This is a genomic window from Pseudomonas sp. KT_2_4 (assembly GCF_041410225.1).
GTDB classification, from domain to species: Bacteria; Pseudomonadota; Gammaproteobacteria; order Pseudomonadales; family Pseudomonadaceae; genus Aquipseudomonas; species Aquipseudomonas paracarnis.
The window spans coordinates 3,974,962-3,993,295 of the sequence record NZ_CP166962.1 but is presented as its reverse complement, the minus strand read 5'-3'; the positions used below and the strand labels follow the sequence as shown (position 1 = coordinate 3,993,295).

General features: G+C 61.1%; 14 protein-coding genes and 1 pseudogene. 4 read left to right on the top strand and 11 right to left on the bottom strand.

The features are described from left to right. Positions 1 to 247: 247 nt before the first annotated feature. The 3 genes and pseudogenes from AB9N64_RS18425 to AB9N64_RS18415 all read right to left on the bottom strand — a co-directional run. Positions 248 to 1,183 (bottom strand): annotated as a pseudogene (locus AB9N64_RS18425) (Fic family protein); the annotation flags it as partial. Between the two features lie 157 nt (positions 1,184 to 1,340). Further along, positions 1,341 to 1,586 (bottom strand): DUF2789 domain-containing protein, encoded by a 246-nt coding sequence (locus tag AB9N64_RS18420; protein WP_014716383.1) that lies wholly within the window; start codon positions 1,584 to 1,586, stop codon positions 1,341 to 1,343. A 32-nt stretch (positions 1,587 to 1,618) separates the two neighbouring features. Next, the gene (locus tag AB9N64_RS18415) at positions 1,619 to 3,199 is read right to left on the bottom strand and encodes a glycosyltransferase family 39 protein (RefSeq protein ID WP_371360392.1); all 1,581 of its coding nucleotides are present in this window, start codon (positions 3,197 to 3,199) and stop codon (positions 1,619 to 1,621) included. Between the two features lie 181 nt (positions 3,200 to 3,380). Between AB9N64_RS18415 and AB9N64_RS18410 the strand changes: the two genes are divergently transcribed. The 4 genes from AB9N64_RS18410 to AB9N64_RS18395 all read left to right on the top strand — a co-directional run bounded on the left by AB9N64_RS18410 (position 3,381) and on the right by AB9N64_RS18395 (position 7,907). Beyond that, positions 3,381 to 5,543: an outer membrane assembly lipoprotein YfiO gene (locus tag AB9N64_RS18410; protein ID WP_371359591.1), complete on the top strand. Its 2,163-nt coding sequence runs from the start codon at positions 3,381 to 3,383 to the stop codon at positions 5,541 to 5,543. Continuing rightward, a complete protein-coding gene (locus tag AB9N64_RS18405; protein WP_014716380.1) occupies positions 5,540 to 6,244 on the top strand; it encodes a DUF3142 domain-containing protein in 705 nt (234 codons plus the stop codon). Before AB9N64_RS18410 ends, AB9N64_RS18405 begins: the two co-directional genes overlap by 4 nt. 105 nt (positions 6,245 to 6,349) lie before the next feature. Continuing rightward, positions 6,350 to 6,709 (top strand): helix-turn-helix transcriptional regulator, encoded by a 360-nt coding sequence (locus AB9N64_RS18400; protein ID WP_014716379.1) that lies wholly within the window; start codon positions 6,350 to 6,352, stop codon positions 6,707 to 6,709. Beyond that, entirely contained in the window at positions 6,687 to 7,907 is a 1,221-nt protein-coding gene (locus tag AB9N64_RS18395; protein ID WP_081339094.1) for a type II toxin-antitoxin system HipA family toxin, read from the top strand. Before AB9N64_RS18400 ends, AB9N64_RS18395 begins: the two co-directional genes overlap by 23 nt. Before the next feature lie 62 nt (positions 7,908 to 7,969). Here AB9N64_RS18395 and AB9N64_RS18390 read toward each other — a convergent pair whose 3' ends face one another. From AB9N64_RS18390 to AB9N64_RS18355, 8 genes are all read right to left on the bottom strand, one after another. After that, a complete protein-coding gene (locus tag AB9N64_RS18390; RefSeq protein WP_038448397.1) occupies positions 7,970 to 10,423 on the bottom strand; it encodes a TonB-dependent siderophore receptor in 2,454 nt (817 codons plus the stop codon). A gap of 92 nt (positions 10,424 to 10,515) precedes the next feature. Beyond that, positions 10,516 to 11,466: a FecR domain-containing protein gene (locus AB9N64_RS18385; RefSeq protein WP_014716376.1), complete on the bottom strand. Its 951-nt coding sequence runs from the start codon at positions 11,464 to 11,466 to the stop codon at positions 10,516 to 10,518. Continuing rightward, positions 11,463 to 11,972 (bottom strand): sigma-70 family RNA polymerase sigma factor, encoded by a 510-nt coding sequence (locus tag AB9N64_RS18380; protein ID WP_014716375.1) that lies wholly within the window; start codon positions 11,970 to 11,972, stop codon positions 11,463 to 11,465. Before AB9N64_RS18380 ends, AB9N64_RS18385 begins: the two co-directional genes overlap by 4 nt. Positions 11,973 to 12,046: 74 nt before the next feature. Continuing rightward, positions 12,047 to 13,492, bottom strand: a complete 1,446-nt coding sequence (locus tag AB9N64_RS18375) for an efflux transporter outer membrane subunit (protein ID WP_014716374.1) — start codon at positions 13,490 to 13,492, stop codon at positions 12,047 to 12,049. Beyond that, entirely contained in the window at positions 13,489 to 14,547 is a 1,059-nt protein-coding gene (locus AB9N64_RS18370; protein ID WP_014716373.1) for an HlyD family secretion protein, read from the bottom strand. The genes AB9N64_RS18375 and AB9N64_RS18370 overlap by 4 nt, the downstream gene beginning before the upstream one ends. Before the next feature lie 15 nt (positions 14,548 to 14,562). Further along, entirely contained in the window at positions 14,563 to 16,098 is a 1,536-nt protein-coding gene (locus AB9N64_RS18365; protein WP_014716372.1) for an MFS transporter, read from the bottom strand. Between the two features lie 226 nt (positions 16,099 to 16,324). Further along, entirely contained in the window at positions 16,325 to 17,245 is a 921-nt protein-coding gene (locus tag AB9N64_RS18360) for a LysR family transcriptional regulator (RefSeq protein ID WP_003187445.1), read from the bottom strand. A 60-nt stretch (positions 17,246 to 17,305) separates the two neighbouring features. Continuing rightward, entirely contained in the window at positions 17,306 to 18,178 is an 873-nt protein-coding gene (locus tag AB9N64_RS18355; protein WP_014716370.1) for a TauD/TfdA family dioxygenase, read from the bottom strand. Positions 18,179 to 18,334 lie beyond the last annotated feature (156 nt).

Sequence of the window (18,334 nt, the reverse complement as noted above, 5' to 3'; positions counted from 1 at the left end):
AATATTCAGTGACTGACACGCCGCCTTCGCGGGCAAGCCCGCTCCCACATTAGGTCAGCGTCGGCTTCATGCTTGCTGCTCAGCCTGCCCGCCCAGACGACGTAGTCTTCCACGCGGGATTAGTCGCACCCACTCATCAATAGGCGATATCCCTTTGATAAGAAAAAACGTCTGCAGCATCTGATAGTCCGTTTCACCTAGAGAAATAAGACGTTTCCCATCTTTCACGAAGTGTCGGGATCACCTCTTACTCGCCCATCAACCTCAGGCTCTCCTCCTCAATAAACCCAAACACCTCATCCGCCACGCTGTATTGAAACTGCTTACGCCGATGCTTGGAAAGCTTCCCACCGTTATCCAGGCACATCATCACCAGCTTCGACAAATCACTGCCACGCACGTCGTAGCGTTGATTCACGGCCTTGATCGCGCGGTCGTAGCGGTCGAGGAATTCGGTTTCTTCGCGCAGTTCCACTTCCAGGGCTCGGCGGGCCATTTGCAGGGTGAATTCGACGCAGCGGGTCGCATCCCAGTAGCGATAGATCGAGGGGTGGCCGATGAAGTCGAACGCCATGTGGTCCGCATCCAGCCAGGTGACGTTCCAGAACTCACGGGTTGGCTGGGAAAAGGTTTGCAGCGCTTGCAGGTAGGCTTGTTCTTCATGCTTCATGGCGACAGAAACCGGTAGCAGCAAACCATTTTCCAGTGCGCCGTAGTGGCAAAGCGTCTGGTGAATCAGGAAGCGAGACAGGCGCCCATTACCGTCCATGAACGGGTGCAGGAAGACGAAACCGAAAGCGGTGACCGCGGCCGCAACCAAAGGATCGACGTCTCGAACGGGCTGGTTGGCGAAGGCCATCAGCTCTTCCATCAATTCCTGGCAAAGCGCGGGGGCTGGCGGTACGTAGCTCACACCGGCTGCGCCGCGCAGCCCGTTGTGCAGATGGTTCTGTTCGTGGCGAAACGCGACGGCTTTGTCGAAGGGGTTGGAGACTGTGCTGTTTTGCAGCTCGACCAAGTAGTCTTCGGTGAGCAAACGGCCTTCGTGGGCCTGGCGCAGGAGTTGAACGAAGCGACGGGATTTTTCTTCGCTGGGTTGTTCTTTTTCGATGGCAAATGAATCGCGGGTTTCGTGCAGGTAAGCCCACTGGATGGCGCGGTCCATCATTTCGGGAGGGAGGGTGCGATAACCTTTAGATCGAGCGCCTCACACAGATGAGCGTATCCGACTGTTGGCAGGGCGAGCTTTTCCAGAAAAAATTCACTTAAGCGATTAAAGCCCAGTTTTTTTTACCGCTCACCATTTTTTTTTACATACTCGCATTTCTTGGGATATTTTTTTACACCCCTCGCCCACCCCGCAACATCAAATTCAACTCATCCACCACCACCGCCCAATCCGCATCCTCCAGAATCTCTTCACGCAAAAATGTCTTCTGGGCGTCGCTCCAAAAAAACGCATCCGCCAGTTTCAACTCCGGCTTGAGCGGCGAATGAGAGGCGACAAATTGCTCAATACTGACCGGGTCGTCCGGCAGGCCAAGCTGTTTGAACAAAGCCGGCAAGCTGTGCAGTGGCGATTCCATGAAAGGCTCCTCATAAGTAGGTTCAAGTGAGTCTAGCGGCAGCCTTCAGGTTGCGGCGCCGGTGCATTGCATAGCACGAACAACCGCGTCCTGGCGCCACCGCCGTCCTGGCGACTGAGTTCGCGCCAGCCGTTGGGCAGCGGCGCGAATTCATCCGGGGCTTCGTTGCTGCTGATCAACCATACCCGTCGCGTTTGAGCAGGCAGTGCTGAGAGGCGGTCCAGATAGATGCGGCCACCGTCCTGGTCCACCAGTGTGCCGAAACCATAGGCGTTCGGGCGAGTGGCAGTGCCGTCGGGTTTGGGCGGTGTGAAGAGCTGCAGTTGCGCGTCGGTCTGGTCGTAATACACGTAGCTGAGGTACCACATCATGTCACTGAGGACGATGCGGTCGCCTTCCTGGTAGTCGCGATTGACGAACTCCACCGGCACGTTGAACTGGTCGTGCTCATCCACTTCGAAGTTGTTCTTTAGCCCCAACAGTTCTACGCCAACAAACAGTGCGAACAACGCCACGCCCAGCCAGGACAAACGGGGCGGCAAACGGTCGATGGCAAGCGCCAGGACTATCGGCAGGCCTAACGCATACACCGTGAGGTAGCGCTCGATAAACACGGGCGAGATAAAGGACACGCCATAGACCAGCAGCAGCGGCAGCAGGCAAAACAGTGCCGGCAGGCGCGCCGCGTGGTTGCGCCAGGCCGTCGATACAACCACCCCGGCGAGCAGCAGGGGGAACAGCCAGAACAGCGGCGGCCACAGGCCGAGACCGTCATCCTGCAACAGGAACTGCCAGATGATCGACGGCAGCGACAGTAGATTGACCGGCTCTTCCCAACCAATGTCGCCGCCGACTTTGAGCTGTTCGACGTGCTGTACCAAATCCAGCAGGTGGGGCAGCCAGGGCAGATACAACAACACTATCGCTACGTTGGCGACCCACCAGGCAGGTCGCGTGATCAGGCGTTGAGCTGGCGCCTGCAACCCCAGGTACGCCCAATGCACCAGCACGCACAGCGCGGTGAAGTAGTGGGTATAGAACCCGGCGCTCATTAACAGCACATACACAGCCAAATAACGCACGCGCTCGGGCTGCTTCACCCAGTACACCAGGGCCAGCGTGGCGCCCAGTAGCCACACGCCCAGCAGCGAATACATGCGCACTTCCTGGCTGTAGCGCACTGCGGTCGGCAGCAGCGCCAACAGGATCCCCGCCAGCACGGCCGCGCGGCGGGTGGACAGTTGCCGTGTCAGCCAGATGCCCAGGCCCACGACGGCCACGCCGGGGATTGCACTCAGGCTGCGAATTGAGCCGATGCTATCGCCGAATACTTCGATCCAACCGCGCAGCAGCAAGAAATACAGCGGCGGGTGCACATCATGGGCCGCGTGAAACCACAGGTCGGCCAGGGCGTATTCGCTCAGTAACAGGCTTGAGCCTTCGTCGCCCCAGATCGCCGCCGAGGTGAGGTGGTAAAACCGCAGGGCCAAGGCCAGCGCCAGGATCGGCACCCACCACAGACGGCTGAGCCAGCCGGCACCTTCCCAGGTCGAGCGATGCAAGGCAGGCAATGCCCCAACTGTTTCGTTTTGCTCTACCACAGACCGACGCACCTCAAATTCTCCCGGCATGACCCTGCTTGCCTATGCGCAAACACCGCCACTCTAGGCCAAAAGCCCTGGCCTCGCCGCTGGAATCGGACAAATCAGCAATTTGTGTAGGCCTTCACCGAAGCACTCGTCGGATCAGGCTATTATTGCCCCTTCTCCAAGGACTCAGGATCAAGGAAACGTTATGCGCATCGGTTTGCTGTCACCTCTGGCCCTGGCCCTGTTGGCCGGTTTTTCCCTACCGGCCCAGGCCAGCTCTGACGACTCGTGTTACCCCGATTGGCGGGTATCGCGTGACAGCTACGAGCCGTGCAGCAACCAGCCGTTTCTCAGCCCTGGCAACGACAGCCGGGTGAACCTGCGCCTGTTGCTGGCCGACAAAAAAGCCGCGCCCCTGGCCCCCAATGCCTTAGGCGAAGACGATTTGGCGCAAGGCTTTGGCCCGGTGCCGTTTCCGGTGTACCGCCTGGTGCCGGTTCCGGCCACGAATGAGGAGCCTGACAACAAGGCTGACGATTCACGCACAGCCGAACTCGACACGCTGCTCCAGCCCCTGGGCATCAAGCGCGAGGAGTACAAGACCGCAGGCCAGGCCTTCCTGAATGGCGAAGGCAGCCGTTGCCGCAGCAATGACGATGACAGCGCCACGGCGTTTATCAGCCAGGCGATCAAGGCCCAGATGCCGCCCGCCGAGCGCGATGTGTTGGTAAAAGCACGCCTGCAGCTGCTGACCACCTGTGACTGGAGCCGCCAGGTCGTGGACGCGCAGTTGACCCCCTCGGCCAACGCCCAGTTGTTTCGCACCTATTTGCAGGCCGCCGGCGACTTCTACAGCGGGCGTTTCGATTACGCCGAGCGCGGGTTCGCCGCCGCCGCCACCAGCGATGTGCCGTGGCTGAAGGAAACGGCGCTGTACATGACTGCGCGTACTTCACTGAATCAGGCCCAGGCCGAAGCCTTCGACGAATACGGCATGCCGCAACGCGAGCATGTGGATAAGTCGGCCTTGAGCGATGCCGAAGAAGGTTTTCTCAGTTACCTGAAACATTATCCACAGGGCGATTACGTTGCGTCGGCCCGTGGCCTGTTGCGCCGTGTGCACTGGCTGGCGAACGACGACGCCAGGCTTGCCGAAGACTTCACTTGGCAGTTCACCGAGGCCACTGAGGCCCAGCGCAATGTGAGCGTGGACGAACTGGTGGAAGAGGCCGACCTCAAGTTGCTGATGGTCGGCAATAAAGCGGCGAACAGCCCGATGCTGCAAGTGGTCAGCGACCTGATGGCGATGCGCGCCCACACCCCGCCGCTGTTGAGCCGTGAAGACCTGGATAAGCAAAAGAGCACCTTCGCCAGTGAGCCGGCGCTTTTTGACTTCCTGCAAGCCAGCTATGCCCTGTACGTCGAACACCAACCCGACGCGGCCTTGAAGCACCTGCCGGCGGATGTGCCGTCGAGCCTGGATTACTTCGCCTTCAGCCAACAGACCCTGCGCGCCCTGGCTCTGGAAGCCAAGCAGGACTGGAAGGCCGCCGAAGCCCTGTGGCTGCAACTGCTGCCGCTGGCCAAGCAACCGCTGCAACGTGACCAGCTCGAGCTGGCATTGGCCATGAACTACGAGCGCAGCGGCCAATTGGCCAAGGTGTTCGCCGCCGACTCACCGATCAGCGCCAAGCAAGTGCGCTACATCCTGCTGCGTAACGTCGCAGGCCCCGACCTGCTGCGCCAGCAGATCGCCAACGCAAGCGACCCGACCGAGCGTCAGAGCGCGCAATTCGTGCTCCTCTACAAAGACCTGCTGCGCGGCCAGTACGCCACCTTCGCCGATGACCTCAAGCAGGCCTCGCTCTCTGACGACAAACTCGGCACCAGCCTGGGCTACACCTATACCAGCGGCCAGACCTTGAAGCTGTTCCAATGGAACGGCGACAAGGCCGAATCCGGCTACGCCTGCCCAAGCATCGCGCAAATCGCGGCGACCTTGCAGAACGAGGCCAAAAACCCGCATGCGTTGAACTGCTTCGGTGAGTTCATCCTGCGCAACGGCCTGGACGGCATGCCGTTGGAACAACCCCGCGCCGCCGGCAGCCTGGGCAGTACCGCCTCGGACTTCAAGGGTGAAACCTTCTCGCGCCTGGACGGCTACAAACAGGTGATCGCCAACGCCAAGGCGCCGAAAACCGACAAGGCTTATGCGCTGTTCCGCGCCATCAACTGCTACGCGCCGGCCGGCTACAACAGCTGCGGCGGCGAAGACGTGGCGCCGGCGGTGCGCAAAGCCTGGTTCCGCCAACTCAAGAGCGGTTTTGCCGATACCCAGTGGGGCAAATCGCTGCAGTACTACTGGTGAAGCCGCTGTGGCTGGGCTTGCTGTTGCTGGCAAGCCCGGCTTTTGGTGCCGTGGACGCCCGCGCCTATGACGCCTTCTGGCTGTGGAGTGGCGTCGAGCCTCAGCCGGTGATCAAGCAGGCAAAAACCTTGTACATCCTGCAAGGCCAGATCAACTCCACTCGTCGCGCGCCCCAGCGCGGCGTGCAATTGATCGCCCAGGGCATGAGCGTGCCGCGTATTACTCAAGGCCACGTCTGGGTGGTGTACCGCGCCCACACCTTGCGCTGGCCGGAACGGGTCTACACCCAGGTGCTGGGCCAGGTGCAACGCTGGCGTGACGCCGGCAACCCGGTGATCGGCATCCAGATCGACTTCGACGCCCGCACCCAATATCTGCACGAATACGCCGATTTTCTGCGCGACCTGCGCCAGCGTCTGCCTGCCGACCTGCGGTTGAGCATCACCGGCCTGATGGACTGGAGCAGCAACGCCGACCCGGCCGCTATCGCCCAACTCAAGGGCGTGGTGGATGAAGTGGTGGTGCAGACGTATCAAGGGCGTCACAGCATCCCTGACTATGCCGCGTATTTGCCGCGGATGAATCGGCTGGGCGTGCCGTTCAAGATTGGCTTGATTCAGGGCGGGGAGTGGCAAGAGCCGGGGTATCTGGGGGCCGATGAGTGGTTTCGGGGGTATGTGGTGTTTTTGCAAAACCTTTGATTCTTCCAACCCTGCAAAAAGCCGGCCTCGAGCCGGTTTTTTGCAGGTGGCCTTAGAGGCTTGGATGATATAAGTTACCTTTGTTGCTTTAAAGGGTGATATATCATGCAAGAAACAGCGAAACCCTACCCGCACAAAGGGTACATCTCTGAGAGAAGCGCTGAGCTGATGAGAGGTATCGGGAACGGTATCGAAATAGCCCGCATTCGTCGCCGGTTGAAAATTTCCACCATATGCAGCCGCGCGGGCATTACGCGGCAGACGTATCAGCGGCTGAGGCAGGGCGAGGCCGGCGTATCCCTCGGCGTGCTGATGAATGTGCTTAGCGCGATGGACCTGGAAGAAGGTATGGCGAGCATTGCGTCACCAGAACTTGACCAGGTTGGGATTACCATGAGCCTTGCCCGTGAGCCTGAGCGCATTCGCACTGAAGGAGAACACGATGTCCTGGAAGCCGATTGGTAATGCCTTTGTTTTTTCAGCTCACTTAGTCGGTGACCCGGTCCCTGTTGGCGAAGTGGCCATGCATGGGAATGGCTTCGTTTTTCGCTACGCCAACAGTTGGCTCGCGCGGCCCGACGCATTTGCGATTGACCCGCTGAGTTTGCCACTGACCCCTAACCAGTATTCCTCGACGCGCATGTTTGGTGTGCTCGACGACGCAACGCCCGACAATTGGGGCCGGCGTGTTCTGCTGGCGACCCACAAACAGCATCCACAAAACGAAGTTGAATGGCTGCTTGCATCGCGGGGAGCAGGAGTGGGTTGCCTGCTGTTCAGTGCGTCAAGAAGCCAGCTGCCAACCCTGCACCACCCCCCGCAATTCGAAGACCTTGAGAAAATCATGGTGGGCCTTGATCGAGTCGAGAAAGGTGACGTCGACCTGCCCGTGGAAATCGCACGGTTATTCGAGTTTGGGAGTTCCATGGGCGGCGCCAGGCCGAAGGTCACCGTGACTCATGAAGGTAAGGAATGGATTGCTAAACTCGGCCGTAGCGACGATGTGTTCGACCAGCCACGGGCGGAATTCGCCAGCCTTCAAATGGCGGATGCAGCAGGTCTACCCGCAGCCGGGCACAAGTTGGTAGAGGTCGCCGGCAAACCGGTCTTGATGGTCGAGCGTTTTGATCGACATGAAGGCGCTGGTCGCGAGCACTATGTCAGCTGCAACTCTTTGGTAAGCACGCAGAAGCCAAGAATGCGGGTTGATGCAGCTGACGGTGCCGTTTCCTATTCCAGGATCGCCGACGTGTTGAAGAAGGTCTGCGACGATGCCACCTTTGACATGCGCGAGCTTTACAAGCGCATGGCCTTCAACGTGCTCATCGGCAATAGCGACGACCACCTGAAACAAACCGGGCTGCTGCTGACCAGCGCCTCGGGCTATTCCCTTGCGCCAGTATTTGACGTGTTGCCCCACCCTACCCAACTAGGCTTGCAGGCGCTCATCATCGGCAATGAAGGCCGGGTATCGTCTGTCAGTAATTTGCTGAGTACGCCTGAACGCTTTGGGTTGGGGGCGGATGAAGCAAGGTCCATCGTCACGGATATGTATGCCGTCGTGCGAGAAGCCTCCGGCTTTTTCGAAGCGGCAGGCTGTAGCGGTGCCGAGGTACGCATGCTTTCCAATGTGTGTACACGATTTGCAGCGGACCTGGTGTAGGGCGGCAACAGAGCGCACCCTTGAAGGGTGCGCGCCGCAGCAAATATCACCTAAACGCTAAGTTACCAATCGTACGTCAGGCTCGACACCACCGTGCGTCCTTCCCCGTAGTAGCAATCCAAATCACTGGTGCACTGCGAGACGTAGGTCTTGTTGCTGAGGTTCTGCACGTTCATCGCCAGTTTCACGCCCTTGAGCTTGAGCGGCGAGGCGCCCAGGTCGTAGCTCAGGCTTGCATCGTAGACGCTGTAGGACGGCACATTAAAAGCGCCTTCGTAGTCGTCGCCCAGGCTTTGACGGGCATAACGCACGCCCAAGCCCGCGCCCAACCCTGCCAAGGGCGTGTCGCCGAGCACGGTGTAGTTGACCCACATCGAGGCGGTGAGTGGGGAGATGCCGGCCGGGTGGCGACCTTGGCGGCCATCGTTGTCCTTGGTGTATTTGACGTCATTGCGCGCAGCCGAGGCGACCACGTCCCAGGCATCGCTCAAGACGGCCTTGGCTTCCAGTTCAACACCTCGCGAGCGCAGGGCGCCGCTTTGGGTGCTGAAGGTGGTATCCACCGGGTTGGTGGTCAGCACGTTTTCCTGGTCCAGTTGGTACACAGAAGCCTGGATGAAGCTCTTCTGGCCCGGTGGCTGGAACTTCACGCCGACTTCGTACTGTTTGCCGGTGGAGGGTTCGAAGGGTTTTCGGTTCGCATCAGTGCCGGCCAGCGGCAGGAAGGATTCCGAATAGCTGACGAAGGGCGACAAGCCGTTATCGAACAGGTACACCAGGCCCGCACGGCCGGTGAACGCCTGGTCTTTGCTGGCAAAGCGGGTGTCCTGTATCGGCTCCTTGTTCACCACATTCGCCCAGTCATAGCGGCCACCGAGTACCAGTACCCATTTATCCAATTTGATCTGGTCCTGCAGATACAGGCCGGTCTGGGTGATGGTGCGATCCCAGCGGTACGGTTGGCCGAAGTTCAAGGGCTGGCCGTACACCGGTTTGAACAGGTCAATGATCGGCGGGTTGCGGTCGTACAGGCCATGGAACTGCGAGTTGGAATGGTAGTAGTCCAGGCCAACGATGAAGGTGTGGGACAGCGCCCCCGTGTCAAATTCGGCCTGGGCGATGCTGTCCACGCCGAACACTTTGTTGGTCTGCGACCAGTCCACGCCGAAGCGTTGCAGGTAACGCTGGTCTTGCACGCCGGTGTTTGGGTTGGCGACGAAACGGTAGCCGTGCAAGGGCGCGGTGTAGCGGTCGTCGACCTCGGCGTAACGGGCGTTTTGCTTAAGGGTCCAGATGTCGTTGAGGCGATGGGAAACTTCGTAACCCAGCACGTATTGCTCGCGGTTGTACTGGTTGACGCCCGGCTCGCCGATAAACACATCGCGCTTGATCTTGCCGTTGGGGTTGTCCCACAGCGTGCCGGACGCCGGCAGGCCTTGGGCTTCGGGCACGCCTTTATCTTTCTGGTACTGGGCGAACAGGGTCAGGCTGGTATCGTCGTTGGGGCGCCAGGTGAGGCTGGGGGCGATGAACTGGCGCTTGTTTTCGACGTAGTTGATTTCGTCTTGCGCGTCATTCGCCAGGCCGGTCAGGCGGTAGAGAAACTGCCCCTCCTCGTCCAACGGGCCGCTCAGGTCGATGGCCGCGCTTTTGTGTTCGTAGGTGCCGGCTTCCAGTACCACTTGGTGTCTCGGCGTTTCGCTGGGGCGCTTGCTGACCATATTGACGATGCCGCCCGGCTGGTTCTGGCCGTAAAGCACTGACGCCGGGCCTTTGAGCACTTCGATGCGTTCCAGGGAATACGGCTCGATCTGCAACGCACCGCCTGTGCTGCCGCCGCCGTAGGGCAAGTGCAAGCCGTCAAGATACAACGGCGTAGGCGAGAAGCCGCGTGACGTCGGCTCATCGAACAATTTGACCCGGTCGGCAAAACCGCCGGCGCTCATGCCTGGGGTGTAGAGCAACGCCTGGGTGACACTCTGGGCGCCGCGTGCCTTGATCTCGGCGGCGGTGATCACGTTGATGGTCTGGGGGATTTCCACCAGCGCCGAGTCAGTCTTGCTGCCCGAGGCGCTGCGCTTGGCGACAATACCGTCCACGGGACCCCAGGCGCTTTCCTGCGCCTGCCGGCCGCTGATCTGGGTCGCGCCCAACTGCAAGGCTCCGTCGCCGGAAAGGGCCTGCAACGACCAACCGCCCTGGGACTGCACAGCCGCCAAACCGCTGCCCGCCAGCAAGCGCTGCAACCCCGACCCTACGCCATAACGCCCTTTCAAGCCGGCGCTGCGCTTGCCGTCGGTGAGCGAAGCGTCAACCGACAGCAGGATGCCTGAGGCACTGGCGAAACGGTTCAACGCCTGGTCGAGGCTGCCCGCAGGGATGTCATAGCTGCGCAGCGCTTCGGTGCTTTCTTCGGCTTGAACCATGCTCGGCAGTACAGGAGCCGTTGCCAGCAGGCCGGCAAACAGGCCACGACGCAGCGCGCGGGCCAAAGGTTGGATTGGGTGGTGCGACATGGCAGGACTCCCCGTGAGAACGCTTCTTGATTGGCTTTCAAGAGGTATCCCGAACGGGCCGCAAAAACCGACAAGCCCTGTACAAAGTATTTTCAGATCCGCGCCTTGATCGTTACCCAATAACGGGTCACCGCCTGCACGTGCACGGGCAACGAACGCTCCAAGGCGGCCAGGATCGCGTCGGTGTCGTTCAGCGGGAACACGCCGGTCAACAGCAGGTTCGACACCGCCTGATCACAGCGCAACAGGCCCGGGCGGTAGCGACTCAGTTGCGCCACGAACTCACCCAACGGCTGACGTTCGGCAACCAGACGATGCTCGGTCCAACTGCTGGCATTGGCGCTCACTGCCGGCAACGCGGTGCTTTGACGCGCGTTGAACCACAGGCTGTCCCCTGCCTGCATATGCACCGGCGCACCCTGCAACGGCGTGACCCGCAGGCAACCTTCATACAAATCCACACGGCTGCCGTCGGGCAATTCACGTACCGCAAAGCGCGTGCCCAACGCCTGTACATCACCGGCAGGCGTTTCGACGATCAGCGGGCGCGAGGCATCGTGGCCGCTGGTCAGCAAGACCTCGCCTCGGATCAGCCGAATACGTCGTTCGGTAGCGCTGAAACGCAGGTCTACGGCGCTGTCACTGTTGAGGTCCAGTTGCGTGCCGTCGCTCAAGGTCATATGGCGAATTTCGCCCGTGGCGGTACGCAGCTCTGCAAAGGCCGCTCGCCAGGGTTCGCTGCGTTGCACCAGGTAGCCGCTGCCACCGGCCACCAACAGCAGGCCGAGCAGTTTGAGCGCGGCCCGACGTTGGGTATCCGGGGTGTCGCGCAATACCGCGCGAGCGCTGTCGGCAGGTACACCGCCCAGGGTGTGTTGCAGCTGCTGCAAGCGCTGCCAGGCGCGGCGGTGTTCCGGGTCAGCGGCCTGCCAGCGGGCAAACGCCTGGCGCTGCTCGCCCTTGAGCTCGCCGCCCCATTGCAGCATCAACCACTCGCTGGCTTGCTCGACAATCGCGGGGGCGATGGGCGCGTCGTGCTTCATTCTTCGTACACCACCTGGTAGCAGGCGACGATGGCGCGGGTCATGTACTTCTGCACCGAGCTGACGGTGACGCCCAGGCGTTCGGCGATTTGCGCATAGCTCAAGCCTTCGAACTGCGAAAGTAAAAACGCACGGCGTACATTGTCGGGCATGCGGTCGAGCATGGCGTCGATCTGCATCAGGGTTTCGAGGATCAGCGCGCGGGTTTCCAGGGAAGGCGACTCGGGCTCGGGCAGGTGCGCGATGCTTTCCAGGTACGCACGTTCGATGCGCAGGCGGCGCCATAGGTCGATCACCAGGTTACGGGCGATCTGCGCCAAATAGCTGCGGCTTTCCTTGTCACCCGGGAAACGCCCGGCCACCAGCAGGCGCAGGAAGGTGTCCTGCGCCACATCGGCGGCCTGCTCACGGTCGCCCAGGCGCTTGCGCAACCAGCCTTGCAGCCAGCCGTGATGGTCGCGGTACAGGATGTGAAGCTGTTGCTGGCCGTCAGTCGCGATGCCCATGAAAAGCTCAGAAGTGTTATTGAGAGCAATTATCATTACATCTTATTTGACGACTGACAAAAACTCTTTCTCACTCAGCGCCCAGCGGCCTGCAACGGATACACCGACTCCCACCCTCCTCCCAACGCTTTGTACAGCCCGACCATGGCCAATGACACGCCGGTGGAGCTCTCCACCCACTGTTCCTGAGTCGCCAACAACGCACTCTGCACGGTGAGTACGTTGACGAAATCCGCCACGCCTTCGACGTACTGGTGTTGGGCGGTGGTCAGCGCAATTTGGTTCTGGCGCACGGCTTCCGCGAGGCTGTCGCGGCGCAGTTGGCTGGCGTTGTAGCGGGTCAGTTGGTCGTCGATTTCATGCCAGGCACGCAGCACGGTTTGCTGGTAGGCCAGGGCCGCTTCCTGTTGCTGGGCTTCGCGTAAATCCACCATGCCTTGCAGGCGCCCGCCGTTGAACAGCGGCAGGCTCAACTGCGGGCCGAAGGCAAAGGCACGGGAACCCCAGGAGCCGAAATCCGAGAGCTGCATGGCTTGGGAGCCGAGGCTGCCAGACAGGGTGATGCGCGGGTAGAAGTCGCCCTTGGCCACGCCGATGCTGGCAGTGGCAGCGTGCAGGCGGGCTTCGGCTTGGCGGATGTCGGGGCGACGCTCGGCGAGTTCCGATGGCAGGCCGATCGCGACCTGGCGTTGGGTTTGCGGCACGGGAGCGTCTTTGGACAACTGCGCGTGCAAGGCCTGAGGCGGCTCGCCCATCAGCAGGCTAAGGGCGTTGATCAATTGGTCCTGGCGCTGTTGTAAATCCGGCAGGCGCGCTTCGATAGCCGCGACCTGGGCGGCGGCTTCGGCCACATCCAGGTCGGTGGCCACGCCGTCGGCCAACCGCAATTGCGAGAGCTTGAGGCTGTGGCGCGCAACATCAAGGTTTTGCTCGGTGACGGCACGGGTGTTTTGGACGCCGCGCAGTTGGATATAGTCCTGGGCAGTCTCGGCCAGCACCGATAACAACACGGCGCGACGGTCGTTTTCGGCAACTTCCAGCGTGGCGTCGGCTGCTTCGGTTTCACGCTTGACCCGGCCCCAGAAATCCAGCTCCCAAGAGGCCGAGAAGCCCATGTCCCATTGGTTGAAGGCTGCGCGGCCATTCTCGCCGGAGGGGTCGTTCAAGCCTTTGCCACTGTTACGTTTGCGCTGGTAGCCGCCGCCCGCATCGACATTCGGGTAGCGCTCGGCGGTGGTTACCTGACGTACCGCGCGGCTCTGTTGCAGGCGGCTGCTGGCCAACTTCAGGTCGAGGTTATCGCTGAGGGCGCGGCGTGTCAGGGCTGAGAGCTGCGCGTCGTGGAACACGTCCCACCAGCGCTCCTGCAAGGGATCGCTGACGGCACGGCTGGCAGCTTGTCGGCCCTGAGGTTCGCTCCATTGATTGATCTGCGGGCTCTCGGGCCGCTGGAAGTCGGGACCGACCGTGCAGGCACTCAGGGTGATCAGGCTCAAGGTGAGCCAGGCAACGTGTTTCATTGCTGGGCCACCTCACGCTGCTGCTCGACGGGCCGGGTATCGACGCTGGCTTCTACCGACATGCCCACGCGCAGGCGCTCAGTCAATGGCTGGTTCGGCTCAAGCACGATCTTCACCGGAATACGCTGCACCACCTTGGTGAAGTTGCCGGTGGCGTTGTCGGGTTTGACCGAGGCGAAGGTCACTCCCGTGGCTGGCGCAAGGCTTTCCAGATGGCCTTTGAGCAGTTCGCCGTCAAGGCTGTCGACGCTGACTTGCACCGCTTGCCCCGCGTGCATATGCGACAGTTGGGTCTCTTGGAAATTGGCCACCACATAGGCTTCAGAAAGCGGCACGACCGCAAGGATCTTGCTGCCCGGTGTCACGTAGGCGCCGACCCGCACCGCACGCTCACCGACCATGCCATCCACCGGTGCGACAATGCGCGTGTAAGACAGCTGATAACTGGCCATTTCCAGCGCGGCCTGGGCGCGTTTGAGTCCACCTTCGGCGGCGTCACGCTGGGCGGTGAGGATTTCCACCTGCTTGCGTTCGGCGGCCAGCACGGCGGTGGATTTAGCCAGGCGCGCAGTAGCCTGGTCGATGCGCGTCTTGGCTTGCTGGGCGTTCTGCACGGTGCCCGCACCGACGCCGGCAAGGTGGTTGTAGCGGTTCAGTTCGTGTTCGGCAAAGGCCACTTCGGCGCGATCTGCTGCCACGGTGGCCTGGGCCTGGGCGATCACCGAGCTTTGGCGCTCCAGGGTCGCGCTGGCGTTTTTCAGCTGGGCCTGGGCGACCAGGGTGTCGGCATCGGCGGCCTGGGCGGCGGCGCGAAAATCGCGGTCGTCGATCAACGCCAACAGTTGCCCGGCTTTGACACGCTGGTTGTCTTCCACCAGCACTTCCTTGATAAAGCCGGCAACGCGGGGAGCGACCAGGGTGAAATCCGCCGCGACGAAGGCGTCGTTGGTGGTCTGGTGCTTGCTGCCCAGTACGCCCGGCGCAACCAGGTAAACCAGCACACCGACGGCAAATACGGCGATAACGGAGACGGCAATTTTATCTTTGCGTTTCATGGAAAGTCCTTGTGGTCAGGCCGGAGCGCGAGGCGGAAAGATCCGCGTGGGCATCCAGAAAATCAGCAGGATCAACGCCACCGCGACACCGGCCATGACGACGTAAAGATCCGAAGAGGTCAGCACCACGGTCTGCTCGTGCAAGCGGTGGGCGAGGCCCGGCGCGTCAGCGTCGGCAAGGGGCGAATTGCCCAGGCGGTCTACTAACATGGTTGAATGGAAATGCCCGCGCTGGGTGGTCAATGTATCCAGCACCGCAGTGGCGATCACAGCGGCCAGGCCCTTGACGGTGTTGAACCAGGCCGAGGCAAACGGCCCTTCGATGGGTTGGATACTGCCGGTGGACAGCATCAGCAGCGGCAGCACGGCCATGGGCTGACCGAAAATCTGCAGCAGGTACCAGCCATAAAAGTCGTCACGAATCCACGCCGAGGTCAGGTGGGAACTGCCGAGGCAGCACAGCACCAACATACTCAGGCCAATGCCCAGCACCCAGCGGCAATCGACCCAGCGCAGGTTGCACAGCGCCGCCACCAGCGGCAGCGCGATCAACTGCGGCAACGCCATCAGCAGCATCACCGGTGCGGTCTGCAGCGGCCGGTAGCCCTGAACCTGAGCGAGGAAACTGGACGGGATGATGATCACCGAGGTCAGCACCATCAGCACGCCGGCCAGCACGATCAAGGCAAACGCCAGGTTGCGCAGGCCGAGCATCTGCAAGTTGAAGAAGGGCAGTGGCTGTGACCATTCGTTGAGCATGAACAGCGCCAGCAACACTGTGCCGCCACACAGCAGGAAGGTAATCAGGCCCGACTCGAACCAGTCCAGGCGATTGCCTTGCAACAGGCCGATCACCAGCATGCAAATCGCCGGGAAGCCCAACAGCAAACCACGCCAGTTGAACTGCTTGAAGCGCTCCAGGCGCAGTGGGTCTTGTGGCAAACCGTAGGCCACGGCCGCCATGGCCAGCAGGCACGGCGCGACGATCTGCCAGAACGCCCACTGCCAGCCGACGTATTCGGTCCACAACGCCGCCAGCGGCGTGCCCAGGCTGGGGCCGAAGGTGGCGGTCAGTGCGTAACCGGCCAAGCCATACAGCTTGACGTTGGCCGGCAGGAAACGCAGTGCCACGGTCATCAGCATCGGCGGCAGCGCGCCACCGGCCAGACCTTGCACGGTACGCAGCAGCAGCAGGCTTTCGTAGTTGGGTGCGAACGGGCAGAGGATGCCCAGCACGGTGAACAAGCCGATGGCGCACAGCGTGAAACGGCGCAGGGAAAACGTCACCGAACACCACGGCGCAAACGCCATGGCTGCCACGGAAGTGGCGGTGTAGGCGGCGACCAGCCAGGTGCCTTCATCAAAGCCGATGTATAGCGCACCACGGATATCGGCGAGGGCGACCTTGGTGACCATTTCGTTGAGACCGGAGACCAGTACCGCCAGCAATACGCCGAGCAAGCCGATGATGATGCGCGGGCCGAATACGGGTGGGCTCAGAGCCGTAGGTTTGGCTGCGGCCTGGAGGACGGGGGCAGCGAGGGACGTCATGAACAGGTAACTCGGAATAAGAAATACCCGAGCAGTTTAATCAGGCACTCTCATGACAAAAAGTTACTTGTTAGCAGGTTATAAGTGCGTCAGACGCAACTTTGAACATCAACACTGAACCCTGTGGGAGCTGGCTTGCCTGCGATTGCGGCCTGACAGATGAAAATGTGTTGTCTGACGCGCCGCTATCGCAGGCAAGCCAGCTCCCACATTGATTGCGTTCGCTTTATACCGGCTGGGCTTCTAGCCAGGTGGCATGACAGCTCTCGCGCATGGTTTCGCGCAGCCACTTATGGGCCGGGTCTTTGTCGAAGCGTGGGTGCCAGGATTGGGCCAGAACCAGGGTTTGCAGTGGAATCGGCAAGGCAAATGCGCGCAGTGGCAGGTTCAGACGCTTGGCGCTCAGGAGGGCTTCCTTGGGTACCGGCAACAGCAGGTCGGAATCGGGCAGCATGAACATCGCACCGTGAAAGCCTGGGGCGATCATGGCCACCCGGCGCTCCAGGCCCTGAGCATTCAACGCAGTATCGATGGGCCCACGGGCGATGCCGCGCCGGGAGATGCTGATGTGGGAGTAGCTGGCAAAGCGTGCCGCCGTGATTTCTTCGTCGAACAACGGGTGGTCTTGCCGCGCCAGACCGACAAAGGTGGTGGAGAACAGGTTCTGCACCTTCACTTCCGGGCTGGCCGGCATGGTGTTGCTCACCCGCAAGTCCAACCGCCCTTCGCGCAGGGCTTCATCGTCAGTGTCGCCTTCGGGCACAAAGCGCAGCTCACACAGCGGCGCCACACGCTCCATGGTGTCGAACAGTCGCCCGCCATACACGCCGATGAAAAAGTCATTGGCGCGCACGCTGAAACGACGGCGCAAGGTGCTCAAATCGACTTGGTCCGCCGAACGGAACAACAACGCAGCCTGCTCCACCACATTGCGCACCTGGCCTTGCAGCTCGAGCGCCTTGGGCGTCGGCACCAGGCCACGGCCGGCACGCACCAGGATCGGGTCACCGACCGCTTCACGGATACGCGTGAGGGTGCGGCTCATGGCGGCCGGGCTGAGGTTCATCCGCCGCGCGGCGCCCACCACACTGCCCTCGTCGAGCAACGCGTCGAGGGCGACCAACAGGTTCATGTCCGGTAGTTGCATGCCAAGCACTCGTGGTTCGTTGGGAGTGAACTGGGCGCAATCCTAGCAGGCTTTATCGGGTTAGAAAGGCGCATCCCCCTGAATGGTGGTACGGAACAATTTGCGCCGCAGGTGGCTTGGGCAACCAGCGGCCAGGTGGATCAGCGAGCGGTTATCCCAGAACACCAGGTCGTGGGGCTGCCACTGATGGCGGTAGATGTTTTCCGGCAGCACGCTATGGGCGTAGAGCTGGGCCAGCAGGTCACGGCTTTCGTCATCGGGCAGGCCGACGATACGGGTGGTGAAGCCCTCGCTGACGAACAGCGCCTTACGGCCGTTTTCCGGGTGGGTGCGCACAACGGGGTGCACCACTTCGGCAACCTGGGCGAGCTGTTCGGGGGTAAGGGTTGGGCGCCAGTTGCCTTCGAATTTGGTCTCGCTGTAGCGCGCGGTGTAGGAATGCGCGGCGCTGCGGCCTTCGACCGCGTTGCGCAGGTGACCTGGCAAGTGCTCCCAGGCTTTGTGCATATCGGCGAACAGGGTGTCGCCGCCTTCAGATGGCAGTTCCTGGGCATGCAGCATCGAACCCAGGCTGGGCAGTTCTTTGTATGACAGGTCCGAATGCCAGAATTTGCCCGCATCCCCCAGGCCGATGGATTGGCCATTCTCGATGATATTGGAGACGATCAGGATCTCGGGGTGGTTGGCCAACAGGAACTGTTTGAGCACATGGATCTGCAACACGCCGAAACGGCGGCTGAAGGCGATCTGTTGTTCGGGGGTGATGCGTTGGTCGCGGAACACGATGACGTGATGGTCCAAGTGTGCGCGGTGGATGCGGGCGAAGTCCTGCTCGTTGACTGGACGGGATAAGTCCAGGCCGATGATCTCGGCGCCGACGCTGCCGGGGAACGGGTGGATGTCGAAGCTTTGGAGGGCGGTGGTGGCAGACATTTGATTCATTCCCGGCGGACAGGGGAGTGAATTTATAGGCATAAGGATGGAAGCTTAAATACCGTTAACGCATATGGATATGGCGTTTGGTTTGAGTTGTAGAGTGATGCTGACGGCCTCATCGGGGGCAAGCCCCCTCCCACATTTTGATTTGTG